The 22,897-nt window shown below is 64.8% G+C and carries 24 protein-coding genes and 2 pseudogenes; 11 read left to right on the top strand and 15 right to left on the bottom strand.

Annotation, left to right across the window (positions count from 1 at the left end):
- Positions 1-133 precede the first annotated feature (133 nt).
- The 3 genes from AC1Z3O_RS27010 (at position 134) to AC1Z3O_RS27000 (ending at position 2,537) form a co-directional block, all read left to right on the top strand.
- Complete coding sequence (locus AC1Z3O_RS27010; protein ID WP_483519197.1) at positions 134-319, top strand: hypothetical protein; 186 nt, start codon at positions 134-136, stop codon at positions 317-319.
- A 57-nt stretch (positions 320-376) separates the two neighbouring features.
- On the top strand, positions 377-2,035 hold the full coding sequence (locus tag AC1Z3O_RS27005; RefSeq protein ID WP_483519195.1) for an NRAMP family divalent metal transporter: 1,659 nt from the start codon (positions 377-379) through the stop codon (positions 2,033-2,035).
- Positions 2,036-2,387: 352 nt separating this feature from the next.
- On the top strand, positions 2,388-2,537 hold the full coding sequence (locus AC1Z3O_RS27000) for a hypothetical protein (RefSeq protein ID WP_483519194.1): 150 nt from the start codon (positions 2,388-2,390) through the stop codon (positions 2,535-2,537).
- Positions 2,538-2,577: 40 nt separating this feature from the next.
- Here AC1Z3O_RS27000 and AC1Z3O_RS26995 read toward each other — a convergent pair whose 3' ends face one another.
- Positions 2,578-2,790: an HP1242/YdcH family protein gene (locus AC1Z3O_RS26995; protein WP_483519192.1), complete on the bottom strand. Its 213-nt coding sequence runs from the start codon at positions 2,788-2,790 to the stop codon at positions 2,578-2,580.
- A gap of 659 nt (positions 2,791-3,449) precedes the next feature.
- On the opposite strand from AC1Z3O_RS26995, the gene AC1Z3O_RS26990 reads away from it, so the two are divergent.
- Positions 3,450-3,848 (top strand): DUF1801 domain-containing protein, encoded by a 399-nt coding sequence (locus tag AC1Z3O_RS26990; RefSeq protein ID WP_483519191.1) that lies wholly within the window; start codon positions 3,450-3,452, stop codon positions 3,846-3,848.
- Between the two features lie 163 nt (positions 3,849-4,011).
- Positions 4,012-4,713 (top strand): hypothetical protein, encoded by a 702-nt coding sequence (locus tag AC1Z3O_RS26985; protein ID WP_483519189.1) that lies wholly within the window; start codon positions 4,012-4,014, stop codon positions 4,711-4,713.
- Between the two features lie 271 nt (positions 4,714-4,984).
- Here the strand turns inward: AC1Z3O_RS26985 and AC1Z3O_RS26980 are convergent, their stop codons facing one another.
- Positions 4,985-5,581 carry a TetR/AcrR family transcriptional regulator gene (locus AC1Z3O_RS26980; protein ID WP_483519187.1) on the bottom strand — a complete coding sequence of 199 codons (597 nt, stop codon included), beginning with the start codon at positions 5,579-5,581 and terminating at the stop codon, positions 4,985-4,987.
- Positions 5,582-5,693: 112 nt separating this feature from the next.
- On the opposite strand from AC1Z3O_RS26980, the gene AC1Z3O_RS26975 reads away from it, so the two are divergent.
- From AC1Z3O_RS26975 to AC1Z3O_RS26965, 3 genes and pseudogenes are all read left to right on the top strand, one after another.
- Entirely contained in the window at positions 5,694-6,749 is a 1,056-nt protein-coding gene (locus tag AC1Z3O_RS26975) for a sugar phosphate isomerase/epimerase family protein (protein WP_483519185.1), read from the top strand.
- 31 nt (positions 6,750-6,780) lie between these two features.
- Complete coding sequence (locus AC1Z3O_RS26970) at positions 6,781-7,665, top strand: alpha/beta fold hydrolase (RefSeq protein WP_483519183.1); 885 nt, start codon at positions 6,781-6,783, stop codon at positions 7,663-7,665.
- A 2-nt stretch (positions 7,666-7,667) separates the two neighbouring features.
- Positions 7,668-8,598, top strand: a pseudogene (locus tag AC1Z3O_RS26965) (alpha/beta hydrolase).
- Between the two features lie 86 nt (positions 8,599-8,684).
- Here the strand turns inward: AC1Z3O_RS26965 and AC1Z3O_RS26960 are convergent.
- Together AC1Z3O_RS26960 and AC1Z3O_RS26955 are read right to left on the bottom strand one after the other, a co-directional pair.
- Positions 8,685-9,803 carry an NAD(P)H-dependent flavin oxidoreductase gene (locus tag AC1Z3O_RS26960; RefSeq protein ID WP_483519182.1) on the bottom strand — a complete coding sequence of 373 codons (1,119 nt, stop codon included), beginning with the start codon at positions 9,801-9,803 and terminating at the stop codon, positions 8,685-8,687.
- A 132-nt stretch (positions 9,804-9,935) separates the two neighbouring features.
- Positions 9,936-10,829 carry a LysR substrate-binding domain-containing protein gene (locus tag AC1Z3O_RS26955; protein ID WP_483519180.1) on the bottom strand — a complete coding sequence of 298 codons (894 nt, stop codon included), beginning with the start codon at positions 10,827-10,829 and terminating at the stop codon, positions 9,936-9,938.
- A gap of 62 nt (positions 10,830-10,891) precedes the next feature.
- Here AC1Z3O_RS26955 and AC1Z3O_RS26950 point away from each other — a divergent pair, with 62 nt between their 5' ends.
- On the top strand, positions 10,892-11,251 hold the full coding sequence (locus AC1Z3O_RS26950; RefSeq protein WP_483519178.1) for a PaaI family thioesterase: 360 nt from the start codon (positions 10,892-10,894) through the stop codon (positions 11,249-11,251).
- Between the two features lie 11 nt (positions 11,252-11,262).
- Here the strand turns inward: AC1Z3O_RS26950 and AC1Z3O_RS26945 are convergent, their stop codons facing one another.
- The 10 genes from AC1Z3O_RS26945 to AC1Z3O_RS26900 form a co-directional block, all read right to left on the bottom strand.
- Positions 11,263-11,406: a hypothetical protein gene (locus AC1Z3O_RS26945; RefSeq protein WP_483519177.1), complete on the bottom strand. Its 144-nt coding sequence runs from the start codon at positions 11,404-11,406 to the stop codon at positions 11,263-11,265.
- Between the two features lie 119 nt (positions 11,407-11,525).
- Positions 11,526-12,368, bottom strand: coding sequence for an IclR family transcriptional regulator (locus tag AC1Z3O_RS26940; protein ID WP_483519175.1), 843 nt, complete (start codon positions 12,366-12,368; stop codon positions 11,526-11,528).
- Between the two features lie 25 nt (positions 12,369-12,393).
- Entirely contained in the window at positions 12,394-13,920 is a 1,527-nt protein-coding gene (locus AC1Z3O_RS26935; RefSeq protein ID WP_483519173.1) for a UxaA family hydrolase, read from the bottom strand.
- A gap of 21 nt (positions 13,921-13,941) precedes the next feature.
- The gene (locus AC1Z3O_RS26930) at positions 13,942-15,051 is read right to left on the bottom strand and encodes a mandelate racemase/muconate lactonizing enzyme family protein (protein WP_483519171.1); all 1,110 of its coding nucleotides are present in this window, start codon (positions 15,049-15,051) and stop codon (positions 13,942-13,944) included.
- Positions 15,052-15,066: 15 nt separating this feature from the next.
- Positions 15,067-15,873, bottom strand: a complete 807-nt coding sequence (locus AC1Z3O_RS26925) for a transporter substrate-binding domain-containing protein (protein WP_483519169.1) — start codon at positions 15,871-15,873, stop codon at positions 15,067-15,069.
- 43 nt (positions 15,874-15,916) lie between these two features.
- Positions 15,917-16,657 carry an amino acid ABC transporter ATP-binding protein gene (locus AC1Z3O_RS26920; protein ID WP_483519168.1) on the bottom strand — a complete coding sequence of 247 codons (741 nt, stop codon included), beginning with the start codon at positions 16,655-16,657 and terminating at the stop codon, positions 15,917-15,919.
- Entirely contained in the window at positions 16,641-17,288 is a 648-nt protein-coding gene (locus AC1Z3O_RS26915; protein ID WP_483519166.1) for an amino acid ABC transporter permease, read from the bottom strand. The genes AC1Z3O_RS26920 and AC1Z3O_RS26915 overlap by 17 nt, the downstream gene beginning before the upstream one ends.
- Before the next feature lie 13 nt (positions 17,289-17,301).
- A complete protein-coding gene (locus AC1Z3O_RS26910; protein WP_483519164.1) occupies positions 17,302-17,985 on the bottom strand; it encodes an amino acid ABC transporter permease in 684 nt (227 codons plus the stop codon).
- Positions 17,986-18,105: 120 nt separating this feature from the next.
- A complete protein-coding gene (locus AC1Z3O_RS26905; RefSeq protein ID WP_483519162.1) occupies positions 18,106-18,963 on the bottom strand; it encodes a fumarylacetoacetate hydrolase family protein in 858 nt (285 codons plus the stop codon).
- A 42-nt stretch (positions 18,964-19,005) separates the two neighbouring features.
- Complete coding sequence (locus AC1Z3O_RS26900) at positions 19,006-19,788, bottom strand: SDR family oxidoreductase (protein WP_483519161.1); 783 nt, start codon at positions 19,786-19,788, stop codon at positions 19,006-19,008.
- A gap of 308 nt (positions 19,789-20,096) precedes the next feature.
- Here AC1Z3O_RS26900 and kdgT point away from each other — a divergent pair, with 308 nt between their 5' ends.
- Positions 20,097-21,080, top strand: coding sequence for a 2-keto-3-deoxygluconate transporter (kdgT, locus tag AC1Z3O_RS26895; protein ID WP_483519159.1), 984 nt, complete (start codon positions 20,097-20,099; stop codon positions 21,078-21,080).
- Positions 21,081-21,306: 226 nt separating this feature from the next.
- On the opposite strand, the gene AC1Z3O_RS26890 is transcribed toward kdgT, so the two are convergent.
- Positions 21,307-22,194 carry a LysR substrate-binding domain-containing protein gene (locus AC1Z3O_RS26890; protein ID WP_483522019.1) on the bottom strand — a complete coding sequence of 296 codons (888 nt, stop codon included), beginning with the start codon at positions 22,192-22,194 and terminating at the stop codon, positions 21,307-21,309.
- Positions 22,195-22,347: 153 nt separating this feature from the next.
- Between AC1Z3O_RS26890 and AC1Z3O_RS26885 the strand changes: the two are divergent.
- Positions 22,348-22,888: pseudogene (locus AC1Z3O_RS26885) on the top strand (sugar ABC transporter).
- The last annotated feature ends 9 nt before the right edge of the window (positions 22,889-22,897 follow it).

Below are 22,897 nucleotides of genomic sequence, written 5' to 3'. Positions count from 1 at the left end.
GGTAAGGCAGCGGCATCCCCTCCGGCCAGCCGGCCGCCCGGTCAACCCGCTCCTTTGCAGTAACTGATCCGCCAGGACTGCCTGGCGTCATGCCGCCCCGCGACCATCGTGGCTTGGCGGCGAGGAGTCGAGCATGCGTATCGCATCGGCCAAAACCGGGCGCCTGTCGGCATTGACGGCCCGCCTGTCTTCCCCCTTCCTCCGCCCGCTGGGGCCGGGTAGCGGCAGCCCTGCGGCGCCGCCTGGCGACCCGCACGCGCCTCGGACCAACAAGGAATTCGCTGAAGCCGCCATCCGGTACAGCCGGACGCTCTGGTGAGGGAGCCGGCCGCGCCGCGCGCGGCCTTGAGGATCCATGCGAAGAGGGGAGGCAATCATGGCAGACCTGACCAACGAACTCGCCGCACCAGCCCGCGAGGCCCCGGCGGAGGTCGTCCATGCCGGCGACATCCGGGGCGCGCTCGGCACGATCGCCCACCACGACACCGGCCCACGCGATGGCTGGCGGCGGCGTGCCAGCACGCTGCTGGCCATTCTCGGGCCCGGACTGATTGTCATGGTCGGCGATAACGATGCGGGCGCCTTCGGCACCTATACGCAGGCAGGGCAGAACTACGGCATGACGCTGCTGTGGACCTTGCTGCTGCTGATCCCGGTGCTGTACGTGAACCAGGAGATGGTGGTGCGGCTGGGCGCCGTGGCCCGCGTAGGGCACGCGAGGCTCATCTTCGAGCGCTTCGGCAAGATGTGGGGCTGCTTCAGCGTCGTCGACCTGTTCCTGGTCAATGCGCTCACGCTGGTGACCGAGTTCATCGGCATCAGCCTCGCACTCGAATACCTGGGCATTCCCCGCCAATTTGGTGTCTGCGCTGCCGCGCTGCTGGTGATGCTGGCGGCCTCGACGGGGGACTTCCGGCGCTTCGAGCGCTTCGCGCTGGCGTTGGTGGCCGGCAGCCTGACCTTGATCCCCGTCTTCTTCCTGGTCCACCCGCCGCTCGGCCAGGTCGCGCGGGGACTCCTGATTCCGTCCATGCCGGCACATGCCCGGCTGAGCGAGGTGATGCTGCTGATCATCGCAATCGTCGGCACCACCGTTGCGCCCTGGCAACTGTTCTTCCAGCAAAGCTATGTGATCGACAAGCGCATCACGCCCCGCTTCATCCACTACGAGCGCACCGATCTCTGGCTGGGCATCGTGCTCGTGGTGGTCGGCGCGGTCGCCATGATCGCCTTCAGCGCGGAAGCCTTCCGCGGCACGGATGCCTTCGGCAACTTTACCGACGCGCTGGGGATCGCCATCGGCCTGGAACGGCATGCCGGCCGCCTGAGCGGGGTGCTGTTTGCCATCGCACTGCTGGACGCCAGCATCATCGGGGCCTGCGCGGTGTCGCTTGCGACCGCCTATGCGCTGGGCGATGTGTTTGCCGCGCGCCATTCGCTGCACCGCCGGCCGTCGGAGGCGAAGGGCTTCTATGCGGTGTATTTCGGCCTGACGCTGCTGGCGGCGGGGCTGGTGCTGGCACCGCGCGTGCCGCTGGGCCTGTTGACCAATGCCGTGCAATCGCTCGCCGGCATCCTGCTGCCGAGCGCCACTGTCTTCCTGCTTCTGCTGTGCAATGACAAGGCCGTGCTGGGGCCCTGGGTCAACGGGCGCTGGACCAACCTGCTCACCGGCACCGTGGTCGCAGTCCTGGTGATGCTGTCCGTCATCCTGACCGCATCGGTCCTGTTTCCCCGGATGGGCGCACGCGAAATCCTGGCCATCCTGCTGCTCGGCAGTGCGCTTGCCGTCGGCGCCACGGTGCTTGCGGCGCGGCAGGCGCGGCGCGAGGGCAGGGGCATGGCTCGCGTGGCGGCACCTGCCGCGCAGGCCGCCGACTTGGCTTCGTGGACCATGCCTCCCTTGGCCGAACTGGCGCCGATCAAGCTGACGCCATTGAACCGTTTGTGGATGCTGGCGCTGCGAGGCTATCTGCTGGTGGCCGCCGGCCTGGTGCTGGCCCGCATCGCAAGCCTGGTGATACAGGGAGGCTGAGTCGTGTGTGTGGTGAATCGAATACGCAGGGATAGCCGGGCGGGGCGCGGCGCGGAGGACAGGCGCCGTATCCTCAACGAGCGCCCCCGCGGCAAGCCTGTCCCCGGGGGGGGGGGGGCGGCCGATAGGCCTGCCTCGCCAGACGTCGAGCCGCCCCACTACGCACTAGAATGAATTGGAACGTATGGGATGGTCCCGCGCCGGCGCCCGCCGGCCAACGTGGAGCCTCCCCGTCGGGCGCGCTATGCCTCGCCCGGACGACCAGCCGTCGCCCAGGCTGCCCCGGTTACCTCGACTCGCCTCGCATAGCACGCAGCAGACCGGATCCGTGCCGGATCCACGAGGAGATGTCATGGCAACGCCATTTTTCCTGCTATTGCTGCTGGCCTTGGTGATTCTCGGCGTCTATGTTTTCGCCGTGCGCTCGATCTTCAGCCACCGGCGCGGCTTGGCGCGCGAGCGTCACCCGCATCCGGGCCGGCCACGCCACCGCCTCAGCTAGGCCGCACGGCGTGAATGCCCAGGGTAGCGCGCAATCAATTTCACGAAGCCTTGCGCAGGATCACGTAGAGCTGGTCCTTCAGGAGGAGCTTCTCCTTCTTCAGCTGCTCGATGGCAGCGCCGTCGCCGGCCAGGATCCCTGCCTCCATGTTCTTGATCTGCTGGTCGAGATCGTTGTGCCGATCGAACAAGCGGGTAAAGTGCGCATCTGTCGTCTTCAGCGCGGAAATCTGCTCGCGAAATTCAGGGAACATCGGCTTTCCTCCTCAAGTTGCCAAGCTGCGCACCATCCGTCACAGCTGGCTTCCATTCTGCAATTCGCTCAGAGAAGGGGCCTTGACGCAGGTCATGGCCGGCCATCCGGCTTGGGCGCACGTCCGGCCGAGGCGGGTGCTGCTGCCAGCCTGGACCGCACGCATGCGCTTCCGCTCGAACCTGGCTTGATACCGGCGCGCGCTCCTCCGCCGGTCGTGCCTTGAGGCTGACAACGGTCGGGAAGGCCGCACCGGATCAAGGGCCTCATGCTTGCATCGACATCATGCGGACACCCAGCGACTGCTGCAGCTTTTCAACCAGTTCGTTGGTCAGCCCCTCGTGGGAGTTGGAGTCCATCCGCTCGGACGAGGGGACGTACCGGCAATCGGGCAGAGGCTCGCCTCCAGCTCAGTCCACGTCATCGTGTCTCGCTGGGTAACGGTGCCATCGCCCTTCGCGCGGTAGACGATGTTCACCGAGTTCTTGTTGAACGCCTTCGTGGTCACCGTGGCGCCATCGCCGTCGTGTAGGGATACCCCCAGTTCGACAGAGTCTTGACCAAGCTATCGAAGCTACACTAGCTTTACTGGTACAAGTCGTACAGCGATGCGATCGAAAGAAGCAATGACTTAGCATTCGCGCCTGAGGAGAAATAGGCATGACGAAGAGCGGATTGCAGGCAGGCCCATCCCCATCTCAGCTGATAGACGCGAGAATCGAGGAACTAGGCGACTGGCGGGGCCAGATGCTCAGCCAACTCCGCGCCTTGATCAAAGAGGCCGCCCCCGGAGTCGTCGAGGAGTGGAAGTGGAGAGGGGTTCCGGTGTGGTCGCACGACGGATTGATCTGCACAGGCGAGACTTACAAGAACGTCGTGAAGATGACCTTCGCCAAAGGGGCGGCACTGAAGGATCCGTCGGGCCTCTTCAACTCCAGTCTTGAAGGGAACACAAGGCGTGCGATCGATTTCCACGAAGACGCGGAGATCGACGAGGAAGCGTTGAAGGCGCTCATCCGCGCCGCCGTGGCCTTGAATATGTCCAAAGTCAGAAGCTGATCCACGGTATCCACCGTCAGTCCGTTCTTTACGACGGCCTGTCCACTAATGGCCGAGGCTCCATCGAGCCAGCCGGCTGTAGATTTATACAGTGCTCACGAAAATTGCCTCACCAGCCAGTTCCGTGCATAGTGCTCGACACTGAAACGGAGGCGCACACAATATGAGCGAATCGAACGAATCACGCCTGCGCGCAGCGCTGCAGGACGGGCCAATCCCGATGCGCCTGGAGCCGCTGTTCGGCCAGGACTTCCTCGGTGGGGATGACGCCGCGCACTACGCGATCTACACGGAGCCGGAGGATGCGCCTGGGCGTGCAGAGGTGCTGGCAACGCTGAAGGCGAAAATGGCCAGCGATGTGACGACACTGGATTGGGCTGAAGAACCATTGCTCGGGGAGACGCTGGAGGACGCAGACTGGTCGGTAGGGGCTGCCGAAGAAGTCAGCTTGTCCACGGATGAGGTCGTCGGCCAGGTGATCAATTACCGGCTGATTCTGACGCGCGCTCTGGAACCTATCGGCTTTTGCACCTTCGCGATCAACATCGACGACTACGGTGTCTTTTTCCCGACGCTGTGCGAGCTCTGGATGGAGGCGCCGTATCGAGATACTGGCATCGAGCTGGGATTTATGCGGCAGATGGCGGACGCCATCTACGCGACGATCACTGCTTTGGACGCACGGGTTGGAAACGGCGAGTCGGTTGGAATTGACGTGACCTTTGGCTGCGAGTTCACCTCAAGCACAACGGAGTCCATGCTTCAGGCATGCGCGGCGATGCTTCAGGAGCGGCTTGATTCTCCTGGGGCTTCGAACGGTGCAAGGCTGCAGCGGATTAGGGTTTCGTCTGTGAACGTCGCGTGATCGGGAGCTCGCCGGAGGTCGCGTGCCGGCCTGAACTCACATGCATTCAAATTGCATCTCTCGGCCTCGCATGATGTGGGGCGCAGGGCGAACCATTGCGGTGCCATGCGCCCCACGTTACGAAGCGCGACGAGCATGAAACCTGCGCGTGCCGACCCCAAAACCGCGCAATCTACTTCCACATTTCAATAGCGCCAAATCCCATGCTCGAACAACGCACGTCATTGGCGACGACGTGGAATATCGCGACTACGGCGATGCTGTTTGTTCACTAACGCAAGGCCATGTCCAGCGGCATCATGGCCGGTCCGATGGATGCCAGCAGGCGATCCTTCGTTACCCCGTCGCGGGATTGGACGGAAATGCCGTGCAGCTGCGCGGCGTAAAAATCGGCCAACGCCTCGACATCGGTGTCGGGCTTGAGTTGGCCCTGGGCCAGCGCCCCTCGCAAGCGCTCAACGATCGATTGCGTGCGGGCGCGCCGATGTTCGGCCAGCCATTCCATCACGCCTTCGTTGTCTGCCGAGTAGTTTGTGGCTGAGGAGACCACCATGCAGCCATGGGGATGGCCGCGCTTGGTATAGGTAGTGATAGCGTCACGCAGCAGCCGCTCGATGGCTGCGCGCACATCCGCTTCCTCTCTGAAGGCGCGTTCGGCGAAACCGCCGTCGCCTTGCTCGTAGAGCGTCACGGCTTCCTGGAACAGCGCCTCCTTGCTGCCAAAGGCGGCATAGATGCGTGCTGACGCGATGCCCATGACCTCGACCAAGTCGGACATCGACGTCCCTTCGTAGCCGCGCCGCCAGAACGCGAACATGGCCTGTTTCAGGGCCTTGTCGCGATCAAATTCTCTCGGTCGTCCTGCCATCGTCTTCCTCATCCGTCGATACATCGTTGCGTCGATTTTATCTCGCGTTGTGTTGACACGCGATGCTCTCTCGTCCTATTCTTTGTCGATCGACAAAGAATAGGAGCTTCACATGCGTACCCTCAAGGGCCCCAGCCTCCACCTCGCGCAGTTCGCTGACGATGCCGCTCCCTTCAACAGCCTGCCGAACATTGCGCAATGGGCTGCCGGCGTTGGCTTCAAGGCCTTGCAGATTCCCGCCTGGGACGGGCGCCTGTTCGACGCGGAGACCGCCGCGGATAGCCAGGACTATTGCGATGAAGTGAAGGGCACCCTGGCCGAGCATGGCCTGGAGATCAGCGAATTGACGACCCACATCTTCGGGCAACTGGTCGCGGTGCATCCGGCGTACGACGCCATGTGCGACAACTTCGCCCCCGAGTCCCTGCGTGGCAATCCGGCCGCGCGCACGGCATGGGCCCTGGATCGACTCAAACTGGCGGCACGGGCTTCACGCCGCCTGGGGCTGACCGACATGGGCACCTTTTCGGGCTCGTTGGCGTGGCCCTACCTGTTTCCCTTCCCGCAACGTCCCGCGGGCCTGATCGAGACGGCCTTCGACGAGCTGGCGCGGCGCTGGCGGCCGATTCTCGATGTCTGCGATGAAAACGGCGTCAACCTCTGCTACGAGATCCACCCCAGCGAAGACCTGCATGACGGTGTCAGCTTCGAGCGCTTCCATGCGCTGGTCGGCCAGCACGCGCGCTGCAAGATCCTGTTCGATCCCAGCCATTTCGTGCTGCAGCAGTTGGACTATCTGGCCTACATCGATATCTACCGCGAGCACATCCGCATGTTCCATGTGAAGGACGCGGAGTTCCTGCCTTCGGGTCGGCAAGGCATCTACGGCGGCTACAGCTCATGGCTGGAGCGTGCCGGCCGTTTCCGCTCGCTCGGCGACGGCCAGGTCGACTTCAAGGCGATCTTTTCCAAGTTCGCGCAGTACGACTTCGCGGGCTGGGCCACCCTGGAATGGGAATGCTGCCTCAAGGACCAGGAGGACGGCGCGCGCGAAGGCGTCGCATTCATCAACGACCACATCATCCGCGTGACAGACCGCATCTTCGACGACTTCGCCGGCGCCGCGGTCAACCCACAGCAAATCCACGCCATGCTCGGCATGGCATGAGCTGCTTCCCACATTGCTACGGAAAATCGATATGTCCGCCCAACTTCTGTCGCCGTCGGCGAACTCCCAAGGCTTCACTCACCAATACGTGCGCATCGATGGCCAGCGCGTGCATTGCGTCATCGCCGGCACCGGTGCCCCCGTCCTGCTGATTCCAGGATGGCCGCAGACCTGGTACGCCTGGCGCCATATCATGCAGGCGCTCGCAGAGCATGGCTTCATGGCCGTTGCCGTCGACCCGCCAGGCACCGGCTATTCCGACCGGCCGCACACGGGCTACGACACGGGACACACCGCCGCCACCTTGCATAGCGTGATGACGCAGCTCGGCTTCGATGTCTACCAGGTGGCCGGCCACGATGTCGGCATGTGGGTGGCCTATGCCTTGGCCAGTGACCGGCCCGAGGCGGTGAAAGCGCTGGCAATCACAGAGGCGGTGATCCCCGGGCTGGCTCCCGCGCCACCGATCTTCGTCCCGCCGGAAGAGAACATCTTCCTCTGGCATTTCATGTTCAACCAGCTGGCCGACTTGCCCGAGACCTTGATTGCCGGGCGTGAACGGGCCTATCTGGAGTTCATCTTCAACCGTTGGTCGTTCCGGCGCGACTGTGTGGCCGTCGATGTCTACGTCGACGCCTATGCGGCGCCGGGCGGCCTGCGTGGCGGTTTTTCCTATTACCGCGCCATACCGGAGACGGTTCGCCAGAATCAGGAGCGCGCGAAGCGCAAGCTGACGATGCCGGTGCTTGCCATCGGTGCCGAACATGCCACCGGCGACGCGCCGCTGGTCACCATGCGCGACAACGCCACGGATTTGCAGGGCGTGGTCGTGCCCGGCTGTGGCCACTTCATCATGGAAGAGGCACCCGAGGCCTTTGTCGGGCATCTGCTGCCCTTCCTGGAACGGAGCCGCTGAACATGCCGATCGACACCGACATCGCCGCGCAGCTGGAACGATTGGCCCTGGTCGAGCCACCTTCATCACTGGCCGAGTTGCGGCATCCCGCCGATACGGCGCTGCGGGCCTGGCACGGGCCGCTGGAAGCCATTGACCGTACGGAAACCTTCGAGGTGGCCACGCGCGATGGTCAGCAGATACGTGTGCGGGCCTATTGGCCACTCGGCACGGGAGATGGCGGGCCGCCCCGGCCAGCCATCGTTTATGCGCACGGTGGCGGGTGGTGCCTGGGCACGCTCGAGCTGTACGACAATCCTTGCAGCGCCTTGGCCCAGGCGACGCATAGCGTGGTGCTGTCGGTCGACTACCGGCTCGCGCCCGAGCACAAATTCCCGGTGCCCCTGGAGGACTTCTGCGATGCGCTGGCCTGGGTGTTCAGCCACGCCGCCAGCCTGGGACTCGACCCTGCGCGCATCGCCGTCGGCGGCGACAGCGCTGGAGGCAACCTCGCGGCGGCGGCCTGCCTGGTGGCCCGCGAGCAGGGCGGTCCGCCCATCGCGCATCAGCTATTGCTGTACCCGCCGCTGGACGCGTCGATGGACACGGCGTCCTATCGGACCTACGGGCAGGGCTACTACCTTACGAGAGAGGTCATGCAGTATTGCTTCGCGATGTATCTGGCCGATCCGGGCGAGGGCGCCTTACGTGTCGCCGCTGCGTGCGGCCTCGCTCGAGGGGTTGCCGCCAGTCACATTGCTGGCGTGCGAATTCGATCCATTGCGCGACGAAGCGCAAGCGTACGCGGCGCGGTTGCGGCAAGCCGGTGTGCCGGTCGATCTGACCGTGCTGCCCGGGATGGTTCATGCCTGCATCCATATGTGCGGCGTGGCGCCGGCAGCTCACCGTTTGTTCGCGGTAGCTGAAATGGCTATGCGCAGAGTGTTCCAATAACGAGCATTGCACGGGCCAGAGCGCCACCGCACGGCTTGAGCGAAGCCCGCCTCCCAAAGCTGCCGTGGGAGGCGGCCGGAGCGGCATCAGCCGATGGTGGCGCTCAAGCGGTTCAATCGCTCGATCGCAGCCTTCAATTCCATTGTGAGCTGGGCAACCAGTTCGCCGGCTGGTAGCGAGCGGGCCAGCGGCACGGCCTGCCCGGCCCACTGGGCCGCATACTCGCTGTTTCCCTTCGCCTTTGCGGCGCCGTGCAGCGCCTTGCCTGCGTCATAGGTGATCGGATAGTCCGGGAGCGCAGGGGCATCCGGCGCAATGCCGAGCTCGGTGAGCCGGTTCGTGAAGCCCCTGGCTGCACGGCCGGAAATGGCACGCGTGAGGGTAGTGGGGCGCTTGTCGCTGGCGGCAAGCGCCGCCCGATAGGCTGCATCGGCGGCCGACTCGGCGCTGGCGACGAAGGCGGTGCCAAGCTGCGCGGCCTCGGCGCCAAGCGCCAGCACCGCTGCGATGCCAGCACCATCCATGATCCCGCCAGCCCCGATCACTGGCAGGACGGTACGCTCCACCAGCACGCGCACCAGGGCCAGCGTGCCCAGGCCTTCGTCGTAGCCGTCCGGATCGAAGATGCCCCGGTGTCCACCCGCTTCAATCCCCTGCGCGACGATCGCATCGATGCCCGCCGCTTCAATCAGGCGCGCTTCCCGCAGCGACGTGGCGCTAGCCAGCAGCACGATGCCGGCAGCGTGCAGCGCGTCGATCTTCTCCTGTGCGGGCAGGCCGAAATGGAAGCTGACCACCGCGGGCTTCTCTTCCAGCAGCATCTCGAACATCGCCTCGTCGGCCACGAAAGTCTTGTAGATCTCGTGCAGGCTGGCGGGGGCGGTTGCGTCGAACTTCGCGAACTCCGGTGCGAGATAGTCGAGCCAGGCCTTTTCCCGCGCGGAATCGGCAGTGGCGGGTATATGGCAGAAAAGGTTGACGTTGAATGGCTTGCCGGTCAGGGCGCGCGTTTCGCGAATGGCCTTGCGCGCGCCCGCTGCATCCATTGCACCGACACCGAGCGAGCCCAGGCCACCGGCCTTGGATACGGCGGCGGCCATGGCCGGTGTGCTGGTTCCTGCCATCGGCGCCTGGATGATGGGCGTGGTGAGCCCAAGTCGCGAAATCAGGCTTCCAACGGGCTTGCGTGACTGTGAGGTGTTCATGAGAGATCTTCCTGTCGTGGTCTGTTGAGCCGGATCTGGCAGATGCCCGCCGCCAGGAGCCATGCGGCGGACACGATTGCCATCGCGCCGTTGAAACTGCCGCCGCGGGCCATCTCCGTCGATGAATCACTACTAGAGCTGGACATGGCCTAACTCCCGCACGAACGCCTCATAGGCTGACGTCGTGAAGCCGGATCGCTTCACGAGAAACGTGTGGACGGGTCGCACAGGCACGACCTGGAACTCGGACGCATCCCGATGCAAGGCCAGCAGGGAACGCGGCACGATCGCCACCGTCGATCCAGCCGACACCTGGGCGAGAATAGCGTGATAGGAGGGCATCTCCACAACGGCAAGCGTGCGCCGGACCTCGTCCCCAGCTTGCTCCAGCCACTCCTCCGCGCAGCGGCGATAAGTGCATCCACGTGAAAATGCGGCGAGCTGACGAAGTGTCACATCCTGCGGCTTGCGTACCTTCGGGTGGGTGGCGGGCAGGACCAGCACCAGTTCCTCGGTCTTCAGGAACGTGCCTTCCAGGCCCTCGCCGAGCTCGCGGATATCGGCATCACGCGCAGCAGCGGTGCTCGGGTGCGCCACGACCGCACAGTCGATGCGGCTGTCCTGCACAGCATCGACCAGGCTTTGCGTCGTACCCGTGGTCACCTTCAGTTCGACATCCGGCCAGGATGCGTGATAGCGCGCGAGCGGTTTCGGCAGCAGCGTTGCTGCCGAGCTTTCCATGGACCCGATGCGCAGCCGTCCGCTCGGCGTATGGGTGCGCATCGACTGCTGTGCCTCTTCAGCCAGCGCCAACAAGCGCTCCGCATAATCCAGCAGCCGCTGACCCTCCGGCGTCAGCGTCATCCTCTTGCTGTCGCGCAGGAACAGGGTAACGCCCAGGCTTTCTTCAAGTTGCTTCACGCGCGTGGTGACGTTGGATTGCACTCTTTCCAGGACTCTGGCGGCCCGGGTGATGCTCTGCTCCCGCGCTACCACCCGAAAGATCTCAAGTTCGGCAAGTTCCACGTCGCGTCACGACACTTCGTGTCGTTCTCCAATGGAGAATGAAAGTACATGCAGTATTGTAAATGGAGAACGATAAGTCAAGGATCGACTTGCTCTTCCACATTGGATGTGGCCACGGCGGCGCTTGTGCATGTAGGGCAGCACGGCCTTCATCATGGCCCCGCGCCGAACACAGTGACCTGTCCCAAACACCGCCATTGCGCATGATTACCACGAGCCTTTGCATCGACTTCGTTGGTACCGCCAAGAAGGGGGACTGGGTCGAGTCGCATGTCAGCGTCGTAAAAGCGGGGAGTCGCCTCGCCTTTGTGAATGCGCTGATTTCCGCCGAGGGCGTGCCTGTTGCCAGCGCCCGGGCGGTATTTCTCGTACTTGATGGCAGGGTCGCAGCGAACCCGGCGCCGCGCGTTACTACGACGTGAATTGCCAGCACTTAGGTGGTGTAGGGCAGGGCGGTGCCCTCAGCCGAGGGCTCGATCCGGCCGTCCGGATACTCGGCCACCTCGACGTAGCGATGGAGGAGCTTGCGGGATTCGGGCCGATCTGCCAGCAGGTACATCACCTTGCCGTACTGCATTGACCTCGGAATCCGCCAGTCCGAACCGCGTGTAACGGTCACCCCCGGCGGCATCCGGCTGATTAACCGGGAAGATGCCGGCCTTGTCTCTGTAGAACGCGACCGGCTTGCCGTGGCACTCAAGGTTCGCCCGGCGCCTCGCTGTCGTGGCCGCTGAAGCCCATCTGCGCCGAGATGCGGGCGGCGACGTTGCCGACGATTTCCTTGACCTCGTCCAGTGACGGACTGGACTGGGCATCGATGCGTTCGATGTAGGGCACGTTCAGTGCAGAGATCACATGACCGCTCGCGTCCATGACCGGGTAGGCGGCATTGGTGACTCCACGGATTTGGCGGCTGGGCATAACGGCATAGCCGCGCGTGCGCACCTGGCGCAGTATCTCGAACAGCTCGCCCGGATCCATGGTCAGCTCGCCATCCACCTTGATGTGTGCCGCCAGCATGCGGGCGCGCTCCACCTCGTCGCGGAAGGCCAGCAGCACATGGCCGGACGAGGTGTCGGTCAGCCCCATCATGACGCCGACCTTGAGCCCGAAGGACCAGCGCTCGGGGCTGTCGACCTGGGCGATCACCACCACGCGGCCGCCCTGATACACGGCCAGGTGGCAGGATTGGCGCGTACGGTGCGCCAGCTCGCGCAAGAGCGGCAGCGCCACGGCGACCAGCGTGCGCAGCGGGCGCTGGCGGTGCGCGAGCTCGAACATCTTGAGCGACAGGCTGTAGCGGTCGTTGACGTCCACCATCACATAGCCGCGGCGCTCCAGCGTCACCACCATACGGAAGATCTCGTTCACGCTGCGCCCAAGCTTCTGGGCGATCTCGTTGAGGGTAAAGCCCTCCAGCGAGTCGGCCAGCACCTCGAGGATGTCCAGTCCCTTGTCCAGCGCCGGCGCGCTGTAGCGCGGGCTGCCGCGCTCGGCGCCCGTGTCTTCGTCTGCAGAGTCTTTGGCAGGTGTATTCATGTAGGGGCCGATGATACCTGAACGCTCACATCACCGCGCCGATCTGCCATGGCACGAATTCGCTCTGGCCGTAGCCGTGGCGCTCGCTCTTGCTCTGCTCGCCCGAGGCCGTGGCCAGCACCAGCTCGAAGATGCGCCGGCCCATCTCCTCGATCGAGGCCGTGCCGTCGACGATCTCGCCGCAGTTGATGTCCATGTCTTCCTCCTGGCGCCGCCACAGCGCGCTGTTGGTGGCCAGCTTGAGCGAGGGCGAGGGCGCGCAGCCATAGGCGCTGCCGCGCCCGGTGGTGAAGCAGATCATGTTGGCGCCGCCCGCCACCTGGCCGGTGGCGCTGACCGGGTCGTAGCCCGGCGTGTCCATGTAGACGAAGCCGCGCGCCGTCACGGGCTCGGCGTACTCGTAGACCGCCTCCAGGTTGCTGGTGCCGCCCTTGGCCACCGCGCCCAGCGATTTCTCGAGGATGGTGGTGAGCCCGCCGGCCTTGTTGCCGGGAGAGGGGTTGTTGTTCATCTCGCCGTCGTTGATGCGCGTGTAGTGTTCCCACCAGTGGATGCGGTCCACGAGCTTCTGGCCCACTTCGCGCGAGACGGCGCGGCGCGTGAGCAAATGCTCGGCGCCGTAGATCTCGGGGGTTTCGCTGAGGATGGCCGTGCCGCCGTGGGCCACCAGCAGATCGACCGCCGCGCCCAGCGCCGGGTTGGCGCTCACGCCGCTGTAGCCGTCCGAGCCGCCGCACTGCAGGCCAATGGTCAGGTGCGCCGCGCTGCAGGGCTCGCGGCGCACGGCGTTGGCGCGCGGCAGCATCTCATTGATCAAGGCAATGCCTTTGTCCACGGTCTTCTGCGTACCGCCGGCGTCCTGGATGTTGAACACGCGCAGGTTCTCGCCCTCGGCCAGATGCCCGGTGGCCAGCCAGGCATTGATCTGGTTGGCCTCGCAGCCCAGGCCCACCACCAGCACGCCGGCAAAGTTGGCATGCGTGGCATAGCCCGTGAGCGTGCGCGAGAGGATGTCCATGCCCAGCCCTTCGGAGGCCATGCCGCAGCCGGTGCCATGCGTGAGCGCGACCACGCCATCGACATTCGGGTACGGGGCCAGCGCGTCCGGGTTGGTACGGCGCGAGAAATGCTCGGCGATGGCGCGCGCCGCCGTGGCAGAGCAGTTCACGCTGGTCAGGATGCCGATGTAGTTGCGCGTGGCCACGCGGCCATCAGCGCGGCGTATGCCCATGAACATGGCCTCGCGCCGCGCGGCCGGGGCCTTGGCATCGGCGCCGAAGGCGTAGTCGCGCGCAAAGTCGCCCTTGTCCGGCCCCATGTTCAGGTTGTGCACATGCACATGCTCGCCGGGCGCGATGGGCTGGCTGGCGAAGCCGATGATCTGGTTGTAGCGCCGCACCGGCTCGCCCGGCGCGATGGCACGCACGGCAACCTTGTGGCCGGGCGGGATCAGGCCCCGGCTGGTGACGGACTCGATGGCCGTGCCGCCCAGCAGCTGGGTGCGGGCGATGACCACGTCGTCGGCGGGATGGAGTCGGATGAAGGGGGTCATGGTAGGGATAGCGGTTGGTGCTCAGTGCTTGACGACCAGGGGGCTGAACTTCTGCCGCGCGCGCAGCACGTCGAAGTCCCAGGCGATGCCCAGCCCGGGGGCGGACGGCGCCAGCGCATGGCCGGCCTCGATGCGCAGCCGGCTGGTGGCCACCTCATCGAGCTGCGGAATGAACTCGACCCAGCGCGCATTCGGCACGGCCGCGCACAGGCTCACATGCAGCTCCATCAGGAAATGCGGGCAGATGGCGACGTTGTGGGCCTCGGCCAGGTGCGCGATCTTCAGCCACGGTGTGATACCGCCCACCCGCGCCACATCGGCCTGTACGATGGAGCAGGCATCGCGCTTGAGGTATTCGGCGAACTGCGCTGGGTGGTACATGGACTCGCCCACCGCGATGGGCAGCGAGGTGCTGGCCAGCAGCTGGGCATGGCCCTGCACCTGCTCGGCAGGCATGGGCTCCTCGAACCACGCGAGGTCGAAGGCCTCGTACTGGCGCGCCCGGCGGATTGCCTCGGACAGCGTGAAGCCCTGGTTGGCGTCGACCATCAGCTCGAAGCCACTGCCTACGGCCTCGCGCACGGCCGCGAGCCGGCGCAGGTCTTCCGACGCATGCGGCTTGCCGACCTTGAGCTTGGCGCCCAGGAAGCCTTCGGACTGCGCCTGCAGGGTCTGCTCCACCAGCTGCGCCGGCTCCAGGTGCAGCCAGCCGCCTTCGGTGGTGTAGACCGGCACGCGCGGCTGCGCGCCGCCGGCCAGCTGCCAGAGCGGCAGGCCCGCCACCACGGCATTACGGTCCCACAGCGCGGTATCGATGGCGGCCAGCGCCAGGCTGGTGATCGCGCCCACGGCCGTCGCATGCGTGTGGAAGAACAGGTCACGCCAGATGGCCTCGACGTGCTGCGGATCGCGGCCGATCAGGCGCGGCGCCAGGTGGTCGCGCAGCAGCGCCACGATGGACGAGCCGCCGGTGCCGATGGTGTAGGTGTAGCCCGTGCCCACGGAGCCATCGTCGCAGCGCAGCGTGACCATGACGGTCTCCTGCGTCACGAAGGACTGGATGGCATCCGTGCGGCGGACCTTGGGGGCGAGGTCGACCTGCGACAACTCGACTTGCTCGATGCGGCTCATCGCTCAGTTTCCCTATCAGTTGCCTTTGGCCAGCACATCGGGCGGCAGGTCCGCGCCGTGGAACTTGCGGTAGATGGCATTGAGCTCGCCGGACTTGAGCCGCGCCTTGATCGCCTCATCCACCTTGGCCTTCAGCCGCGGCTCGTTCTTACGCAGGCCCACGGCCAGCATGTTCACCTTCATCGTGAACTTGGGCTCCATCTGCTTGGACGGGTTGCGCTCGTTGATGGTCTTGAGCAGTGGCGGCGCCGTGGCGAAGATCTCGGCCTGGCCGCTCACCACGGCGGTGATCGAGGTGGCATCGTCGTCGAAGCGGGTGATCTGTGCCGTGGGCGGCGCGATCTTGGTCAGCTCCTGGTCGTTGGTCGTGCCCCGCGTGGAAATGACCTTCTTGCCCGCCAGATCGGCCGGGCCGGCGATCTTCATGCCCTTGGGCGCGGCGACCACCGCCAGGATGGCCGCATAGGGGAGGGAGAAGTCGATCACCTTCTCGCGCTCCGGCGTGACCGAGAGGCTGGAGATCACGATGTCGGCCTTGTCGGTCTGCAGAAAGGGAATGCGGTTGGCGCCGGTGGTAGGCACGATCTCCAGCGCCAGCCCCAGGTCCTTCGCCAGCAGCTGGGCCGTCTCCACGTCGGAGCCGGTGGACTGCAGCTTGTCGTCCTTCATGCCATAGGGCGGCACGGCCAGGTCGATGGCCACGCGCAGCTTCTTCGCGGCCATGATGGTGTCGAGCTGATCCGCATGGGCGCTGCCCGCGCCCAGCGCGGCCATGCCCAACAGCAGGGCGCAAAGCTGGTGACGGGTGGATGGGATATGCATGTCTCGCTCCTTGTCTTGCTGGTTGGATGGATGGGGAAAGGCTTCAAAGCCCGCTGCCGACGAACTGACGCAGCTCGGGCGTGGCGGGCGCTTGCAGGATGTCGGGGCCGCCTTGCTCCCAGACCTGGCCCTGGTGCATGAAGATGACCTGGTGCGCTACGTTGCGCGCAAAGGCCATTTCGTGCGTGACCAGGATCATGGTCATGCCTTCGGCGGCCAGCTTTTCCATGACCTTGAGCACCTCGCCGGTCAGCTCCGGGTCTAGCGCCGAGGTCACCTCGTCGAACAGCATCACCTGCGGCTGCATGGCCAGCGAGCGCGCGATCGCCACGCGCTGCTGCTGGCCGCCCGAGAGCTGCTCGGGATAGGCGTCGGCCTTGTCGGCCAGGCCCACGCGGGCCAGCACCTCCAGCGCCAGTTCGCGCGCCTGCGCCGCCGGCAGGCGCTTGACCGAGGTTGGCCCAAGTGTGATGTTCTGCAGCACTGTCAGGTGCGGGAACAGGTTGTAGCTCTGGAACACGATGCCCACGTCGCGCCGCAGCGCGCGCAGGTCGAGCTGCCGCTCGTGCACCGCGTGGCTGCAGACCTGGATCGTGCCCTCGTCCACGTGCTCCAGCCGGTTGATGCAGCGCAGCGCCGTGCTCTTGCCCGAGCCGCTCTTGCCGATGATGGCCACCACCTGCCCCTTGGTGACGGAGAACGACACCCCGCGCAGCACGTGCAGCGCACCGAAGCGCTTGTGCACCGATTTCAATTGGACGACGGCTTCAGCGGCGGCTTGCATGGAGTTTCCTTTCGAGCGCCAGGCTCCAGCGCGACAGGGGGTAGCACAGGGCGAAATACAGCAGCGCGGCGCTGCCGAAATACATGAACGGCTGGAAGGTAGAGTTGTTCAGCACCTTGGCGTTGTAGGAGAGCTCGGCGAAGCCGATCACCAGCGAAGCCACCGAGGTGTTCTTGACGATCTGCACGGCAAAGCCCACCGTGGGCGGCGTGGCGATGCGCAGCGCCTGTGGCAGCACCACCTGGCGCATGCGCTGCCAGCGCGTCAGCCCCAGGCATTCGGCGGCCTCCCACTGGCTCTTGTGCACGGCTTGGATGCAGCCGCGCCAGATCTCGCCGAGGAAGGCACTGGCATAGATGGACATGGCGACGGCCGCCGCCAGCAGCGCCGGCACCGAGCCGAAGCCCGCAATGCTGGGGCCATAGAAGCACAGCCCCATCAGCACCAGCAGCGGCGTGCCCTGGATAAGCTGGATCCACGCGGCGGCGGCCATCCGCACCGGGCGGGCCGGCGAGATGCGCGCCATGGCCAGTGCCAGCCCCGCGAGCCCGCCCGCCACGAAGGTCAGCGCGGACAGCAGCAGAGTGCCCCAGGCGCCCTGCAACAGAAACGACAATTGTTCTTGCGACATGCGGCCGGGCCTCTCACAGTGGGGTGCCGAGCTTGCGCCGGCGCGTGAACACGAACTGGCCCAGCAGCCAGAAGCCGGCGCGCATCAGGTACGAGAGCGCGAGGTACGCCGCCCACAGCACCAGGAACACCTCGAAGTTGCGGAAGGTGTCCGACTGGATGCGGTTGGCTACGCCCAGCAGTTCCTCCGCCCCCACCGAGGACATGATGCTGGAGGCGAGCATCAGCAGCACGAACTGGCTGGTCAGCGCCGGCCACACACGCTCCACCGCCGGCCGCAGCACCACATGCCACAGCACCTGCGCCCGCGACAGCCCCAGGCATTCGGCCGCCTCGATCTGGCCGTGCTGGATGGACTCGATGCCCGCGCGGATGATCTCGCAGGTGTAGGCGCCGATGTTGATCACCAGCGCCAGCACCGCGCCGGTCATGATGGGCATGGTGACGCCGACCGACGAGAGCCCGAAGATCAGGAAGTAGCTCTGGATCAGCAGCGGCGTGTTGCGGATAGCCTCCACATAGGCCCCCACCAGGCGGCGCAGCCAGCCATGCCGGCTGCCGCGCCCCACGGCGCACAGCGTCCCCAGCACGAAGCCCAGCACCGTGGCCAGGAAGGAAAGCTGCACGGTCGTCCATGCACCCTCCAGCAGCAGCGGCCATTGCGCCAGCACGGCTGCGAAATCGAACTGGTATTTCATGAAAACAGCCTGTCTCCTTTGCGTAGCAGGCGCTGGCCGCTGCTACGCTTTTTGTTCTGTTATCCATGAAGCTGGCGCCGCCCCCGGGCAGCCGGGCCGCCCGGGTGGCTTGGTGTCAGCTCAGGCCAGCTCGCGCGACCAGGCGCGTGTGGCCTGCTGCTGCTCGCCCAGGCCCTGGATGCCCACGCGCATGGTGTCGCCGGCCTTCAGGTAGAAGGGCGGCTTCTGGCCCAGGCCCACGCCGGGCGGGGTGCCGGTGCTGATGACATCCCCCGGCAGCAACGACATGAACTCGCTGATGTAGCTCACCAGCTTCTTCACCGAGAAGATCATGGTGCGGGTGCTGCCGTCCTGGAAGCGCTTGTCGTTGACCTCCAGCCACAGGCCGAGGTTCTGCGGATCGGCCACCTCGTCCTTCGTGACCATCCACGGGCCGATGGGCGAGAAGGTATCGCAGCCCTTGCCCTTGTCCCACTGGCCGCCGCGCTCGAGCTGATATTCGCGCTCGGACACGTCGTTAACGATGGTGTAGCCGGCCACGTAGTCCAGCGCCTCGTCTTCCGTGACGTAGGAGGCCTTCTTGCCGATCACCACGCCCAGTTCCACTTCCCAGTCGGTCTTGACTGAGCCGCGTGGAATCACCACCGTGTCATCCGGCCCGATGATGGACGAGCTGGGCTTGAGGAACAGAATGGGCTCGGCCGGGATCGGTGCGCCGGTCTCGGCCGCATGGTCGGCATAGTTCAGGCCCACGCAGATGATCTTGCCCACGCGCGTGACCGGCGGGCCGTAGCGCACCGGGCCGCTGACCACGGGCAGGCTGGCGGCATCGATGGCGGCAAGCTTTTGCAGCGCTGCGGGCGACAGCGCAGCGCCGTCGATGTCTGCCACCTGGGCCGACAGGTCGCGCAGTTGGCCCTGGGCGTCGATCAGGCCCGGCTTTTCCTCGCCGGCCTGGCCATAACGTACCAATTTCATGCTCAATCTCCTGGGGAAACGGGGTGAATCAGGCTACCGGACTCAGTTCGACCAGCCGCCGTCGATCATATGGATGGTGCCGGTGGTGAACGACGACTCGTCGCTGGCCAGGTAGACCACCAGCGCGGCCACCTCGTCGGCGCGGCCCACGCGGCCGATCGGCTGGCGCGCCACGAACGCGGCGCGGACCGTGGCCTCGTCGGTACCGGCCTGCTGCGCCTGGGCGCGGATGCGGCCCTGCAGCGAAGGCGACTCCACGGTGCCAGGGCAGATGGCGTTGCAACGGATGCCGTGCTGCACATAGTCGGCCGCCACGGCCTTCGACAGGCCGATCACCGCCGCCTTGGAGGCGCCGTAGACAAAGCGGTTGGGCACGCCTTTCACGCTCGACGCGGCGGACGCCATGTTGATGATGGACGCACCGCCACCTTCACGTCCGGCTGCCAGCATCGAAGGCAGGTAGGCGCGGATGGTGCGGTACATGGCCTTGGCATTCAGGTCGAAGCTGAAGTCCCAGTCTTTTTCCTCACATTCGAGGATGCTGCCGTGGTGCACGAAGCCGGCGCAGTTGAACAGCACATCCACCTTGCCCGTGCGCCCGGCAAAGGCTTGCACCGCCTCCGTGTCCAGCACGTCCAGGCGGGCCGTCTTCAGCCCGGCCAATCCTTCTTTCGCCGCCTCGGCGGCCAGATCCGCCAGGGCCCGCTCATCCACGTCCGTGGCCCATACCGTGGCGCCCTCGCGCGCCAACGCCAAGGCACTGGCACGGCCAATCCCCTTGCCTGCGGCGGTGACCAGGGCCAGCTTGCCTTCTACACGCTTCATTGCTGCTCCTTTGGCATCTGCAAACCTTCAACCATGAAATCTACTTTTTCTTATGAAATAACATTTCATCAAAACTGGACTCTATACAAGCAATCCTTGCCGGGAATCAGTGATTTCCCTTAACTCATTCAAGGACATGCCTCTCAATCAGGGTAAGTACTGTTATTTCCACAAGTAAAAAATGCTTTCATATAAAAAAGATCGCGCAGCTGCCATGCGATTGCAGCATCGGGTCTCAAGTTGCAGGGTCGATACGCACCGAGGTGTTTCCGCGTGCACTTCCCGGGTTCTGTCTATCGAGGAATTTCGTGAAAATCAAACGCACCATTGAAAAGATTCCGGGCGGCCTGATGCTGGTGCCCTTGCTGCTGGGGGCCGTGCTGCACACCTTCTGGCCGGGCACCGGCAAGTACTTCGGCTCCTTCACCAACGGGCTGATCACCGGCGTGGTGCCCATCCTCGCGGTCTGGCTGTTCTGCCTGGGCGCCTCGATCCATATCCGCGCCACCGGCACGGTGCTACGCAAGTCCGGCGCGCTGATCGGCGCCAAGATCGGCATGGCGTGGCTGGTGGCGTTCCTGCTGTCGCGCTGGCTGCCGCTGGAAGGCATACAGGCTGGCTTTTTCACTGGACTGTCGGTGCTGGCCGTGGTGGCGGCCATGGACATGACCAATGCCGGCCTCTATGCGTCGCTGATGGAGGAATACGGCAGCAAGGAAGAGGCCGGCGCCTCGGTGCTGATCGGCATGGAGTCCGGCCCGCTGGTGACCATGCTCATCCTGGGCTCCACCGGGCTGGCCGCATTCGAGCCGCACCTGCTCGTCGGCGTGCTCATTCCCTTTCTGATCGGATTCGTGCTCGGCAACCTCGACGAGGAACTGCGCGAGTTCTTCTCCAAGGCCACGCGCATCCTGGTTCCGTTCTTCGCATTCTCGCTGGGCAATACGATCAACCTCGGGGTGATCATGGACACCGGCCTGCTGGGCATACTGCTGGCCGTCGCGGTGATGGCCATCTCGGGCCTGGCGCTGATCGTGGCCGACATCGTGCTGGGCGGCGGCCGCGGCACGGCCGGCATCGCGGCATCCAGCACGGCGGGCGCCGCCGTCGCCACGCCTCATCTGGTTGCCGAAGCCGCACCGCAATTCGCGCCAGCGGCTCCGGCCGCCACCGCCCTGGTGGCCGCCTGCGTCGTGGTGACGGCCATTCTGACGCCGATCGTGACGACACTGTGGGCATCGCGTATCGGGCATCGTCTGGGCGACCGCCGACAGGCCGTGACCGTCGGCTAGATTCGGCTCACGCGAAACGGCATTCCGACCGCAATCAGCTATCAAGCGGCCCGGTTGCAATCATGTCAAAAGAGCTACCGCCGGCTGATAGCTTCGAGTTGTAAGGCGCATCGCGAGGCTGTCAATCCTCACCTTGGCAAAGCGCGCGTTGAAGTCCGCGATCAGCCTCGGCGCATAGGCGCTGGCCGCATCCATTGAGCTGATGCCGCGCAGGCGCAACTCCCTGCTACGCGGCCTTCGCCTCCTCCAATATCCATTTGGCAAATGCCTGAATCGGAGCTTCACTCAAGGAAATCGGCTCCGGCATGACAAGGCAAAACGTTTTCGAGATTGAGATGCCTTCCGGCCAGGGCGCAACGAGACGGCCTTCTGCCAGTTCGGCTTCCACATAGAGGCGCGGCACCAGTGCAACGCCAAGGCCAGCCAATGCGGCCTCGATCAGCATGGCGTGAAGATCGTAACGGGCACCGATCGCCGGATTGCTCAGCGCGATCCCCGTTTCCTGCGCATAGCGCTGCCAGGCGTCTGGATTCTGGCGGCGCTGCAGGCGTGGAAGCGCATCCAGTGACGGCACCTCTTGGCATCGGTCGAGCAATGCCGGATGGCAGACGGGGATCAGCACCTCGTGCAACAGCCGGTGCGTTCGCATTCCCGTCCATGCAGGATGCTCGAAGTGGATCGCGGCGTCGAATCCGCTTCCTGCGAGCACGAAAGGTTCCATGCGTTCGGCAAGATGCACGGTGATGTTCGGGTGCTGCTCGTGAAATCGCTTCAGGCGGGCGATCAGCCAACGCGTCGCGAAGGTCGGGAGGGTGGCAATTTCCAGACTCGCACCGTCACGCCGCTGTCCCATCATGCACAGGCTGTCGCGCTCCAGTTGATCGAGCAACTCTCGGACTTGAGCGGCATAGCGATGTCCATTCGGCAAGAGCCGAACGCGATTTCCGACTCGCTCGAAGAGTTTGACTCCGAGAAAGGTTTCCAGCCGGCCAATCTGGCGGCTGATGGCCCCTTCGGTCAGGGACAACTCGTCCGAAGCGCGAGCGAAGCTGCCATGCCGTGCCGCAGCCTCGAATGCCATGAGGGCGGAATTACTGGGAATTTTGCGACGCATGCTGGTCTGGGTTGTCGACATCGACCCCTTCAGCATGACATTTGATCACTGAAGGGTGAGTCAACATCGATATACAAGCGAATTTCTGGAATCTACCATAACAAAACGTCAACTTCAGGAAGGAACGGGTGCTTTGCGCATCTGCTTGAGCCGATGATCTATACCGTTGAATGCAGTTTCGCCGACCCGGGCAGTGAAGCGGAATGGAACGATTTCTACAGTCTGTCCAAACTACCGGCCCTCATCTCGGTGAGCGGCTTTCATACCTCACAGCGCTTCGAGGCATTGAGCCATGGCTGCCCTGTCTACCTTGCGCTTCATTCAATCGATGGCCTTGAGGTGCTAACGGGCGAGGAATATCGCAAGAAGGGCGGTGGCAACTTTTCTCGATGGCAGCAGCACATCACTGACTGGCACCGGAATCTTTATGCTGGTCTCGACCGTGCACCGACCGTCGGCCTGGATGAATGCCTGGCCATTAGTGGAAACGGCCCCGAGACCGCTGATGCGCATGGGCCTGACGCCGTGCGCCTTGCGCGCAGTCGCACTGGAGAAATTTCCGGAATCCCGCTGGCTTGCCAAAATGGCGCGCCCCGCCACGGACGACCTCGCGTCCCTGCCGCCTGGCGTTCACATCTATACGCCAATGACTGCGCAATTGACGCGCGACGCAACCGACATCGCCGAAAAATAATGCCAGGAG

This window comes from Cupriavidus sp. 09_S30 (genome assembly GCF_056930435.1).
Note: the sequence above shows the minus strand (reverse complement) of the source record. Positions and strands in the feature narration are given on the sequence as shown.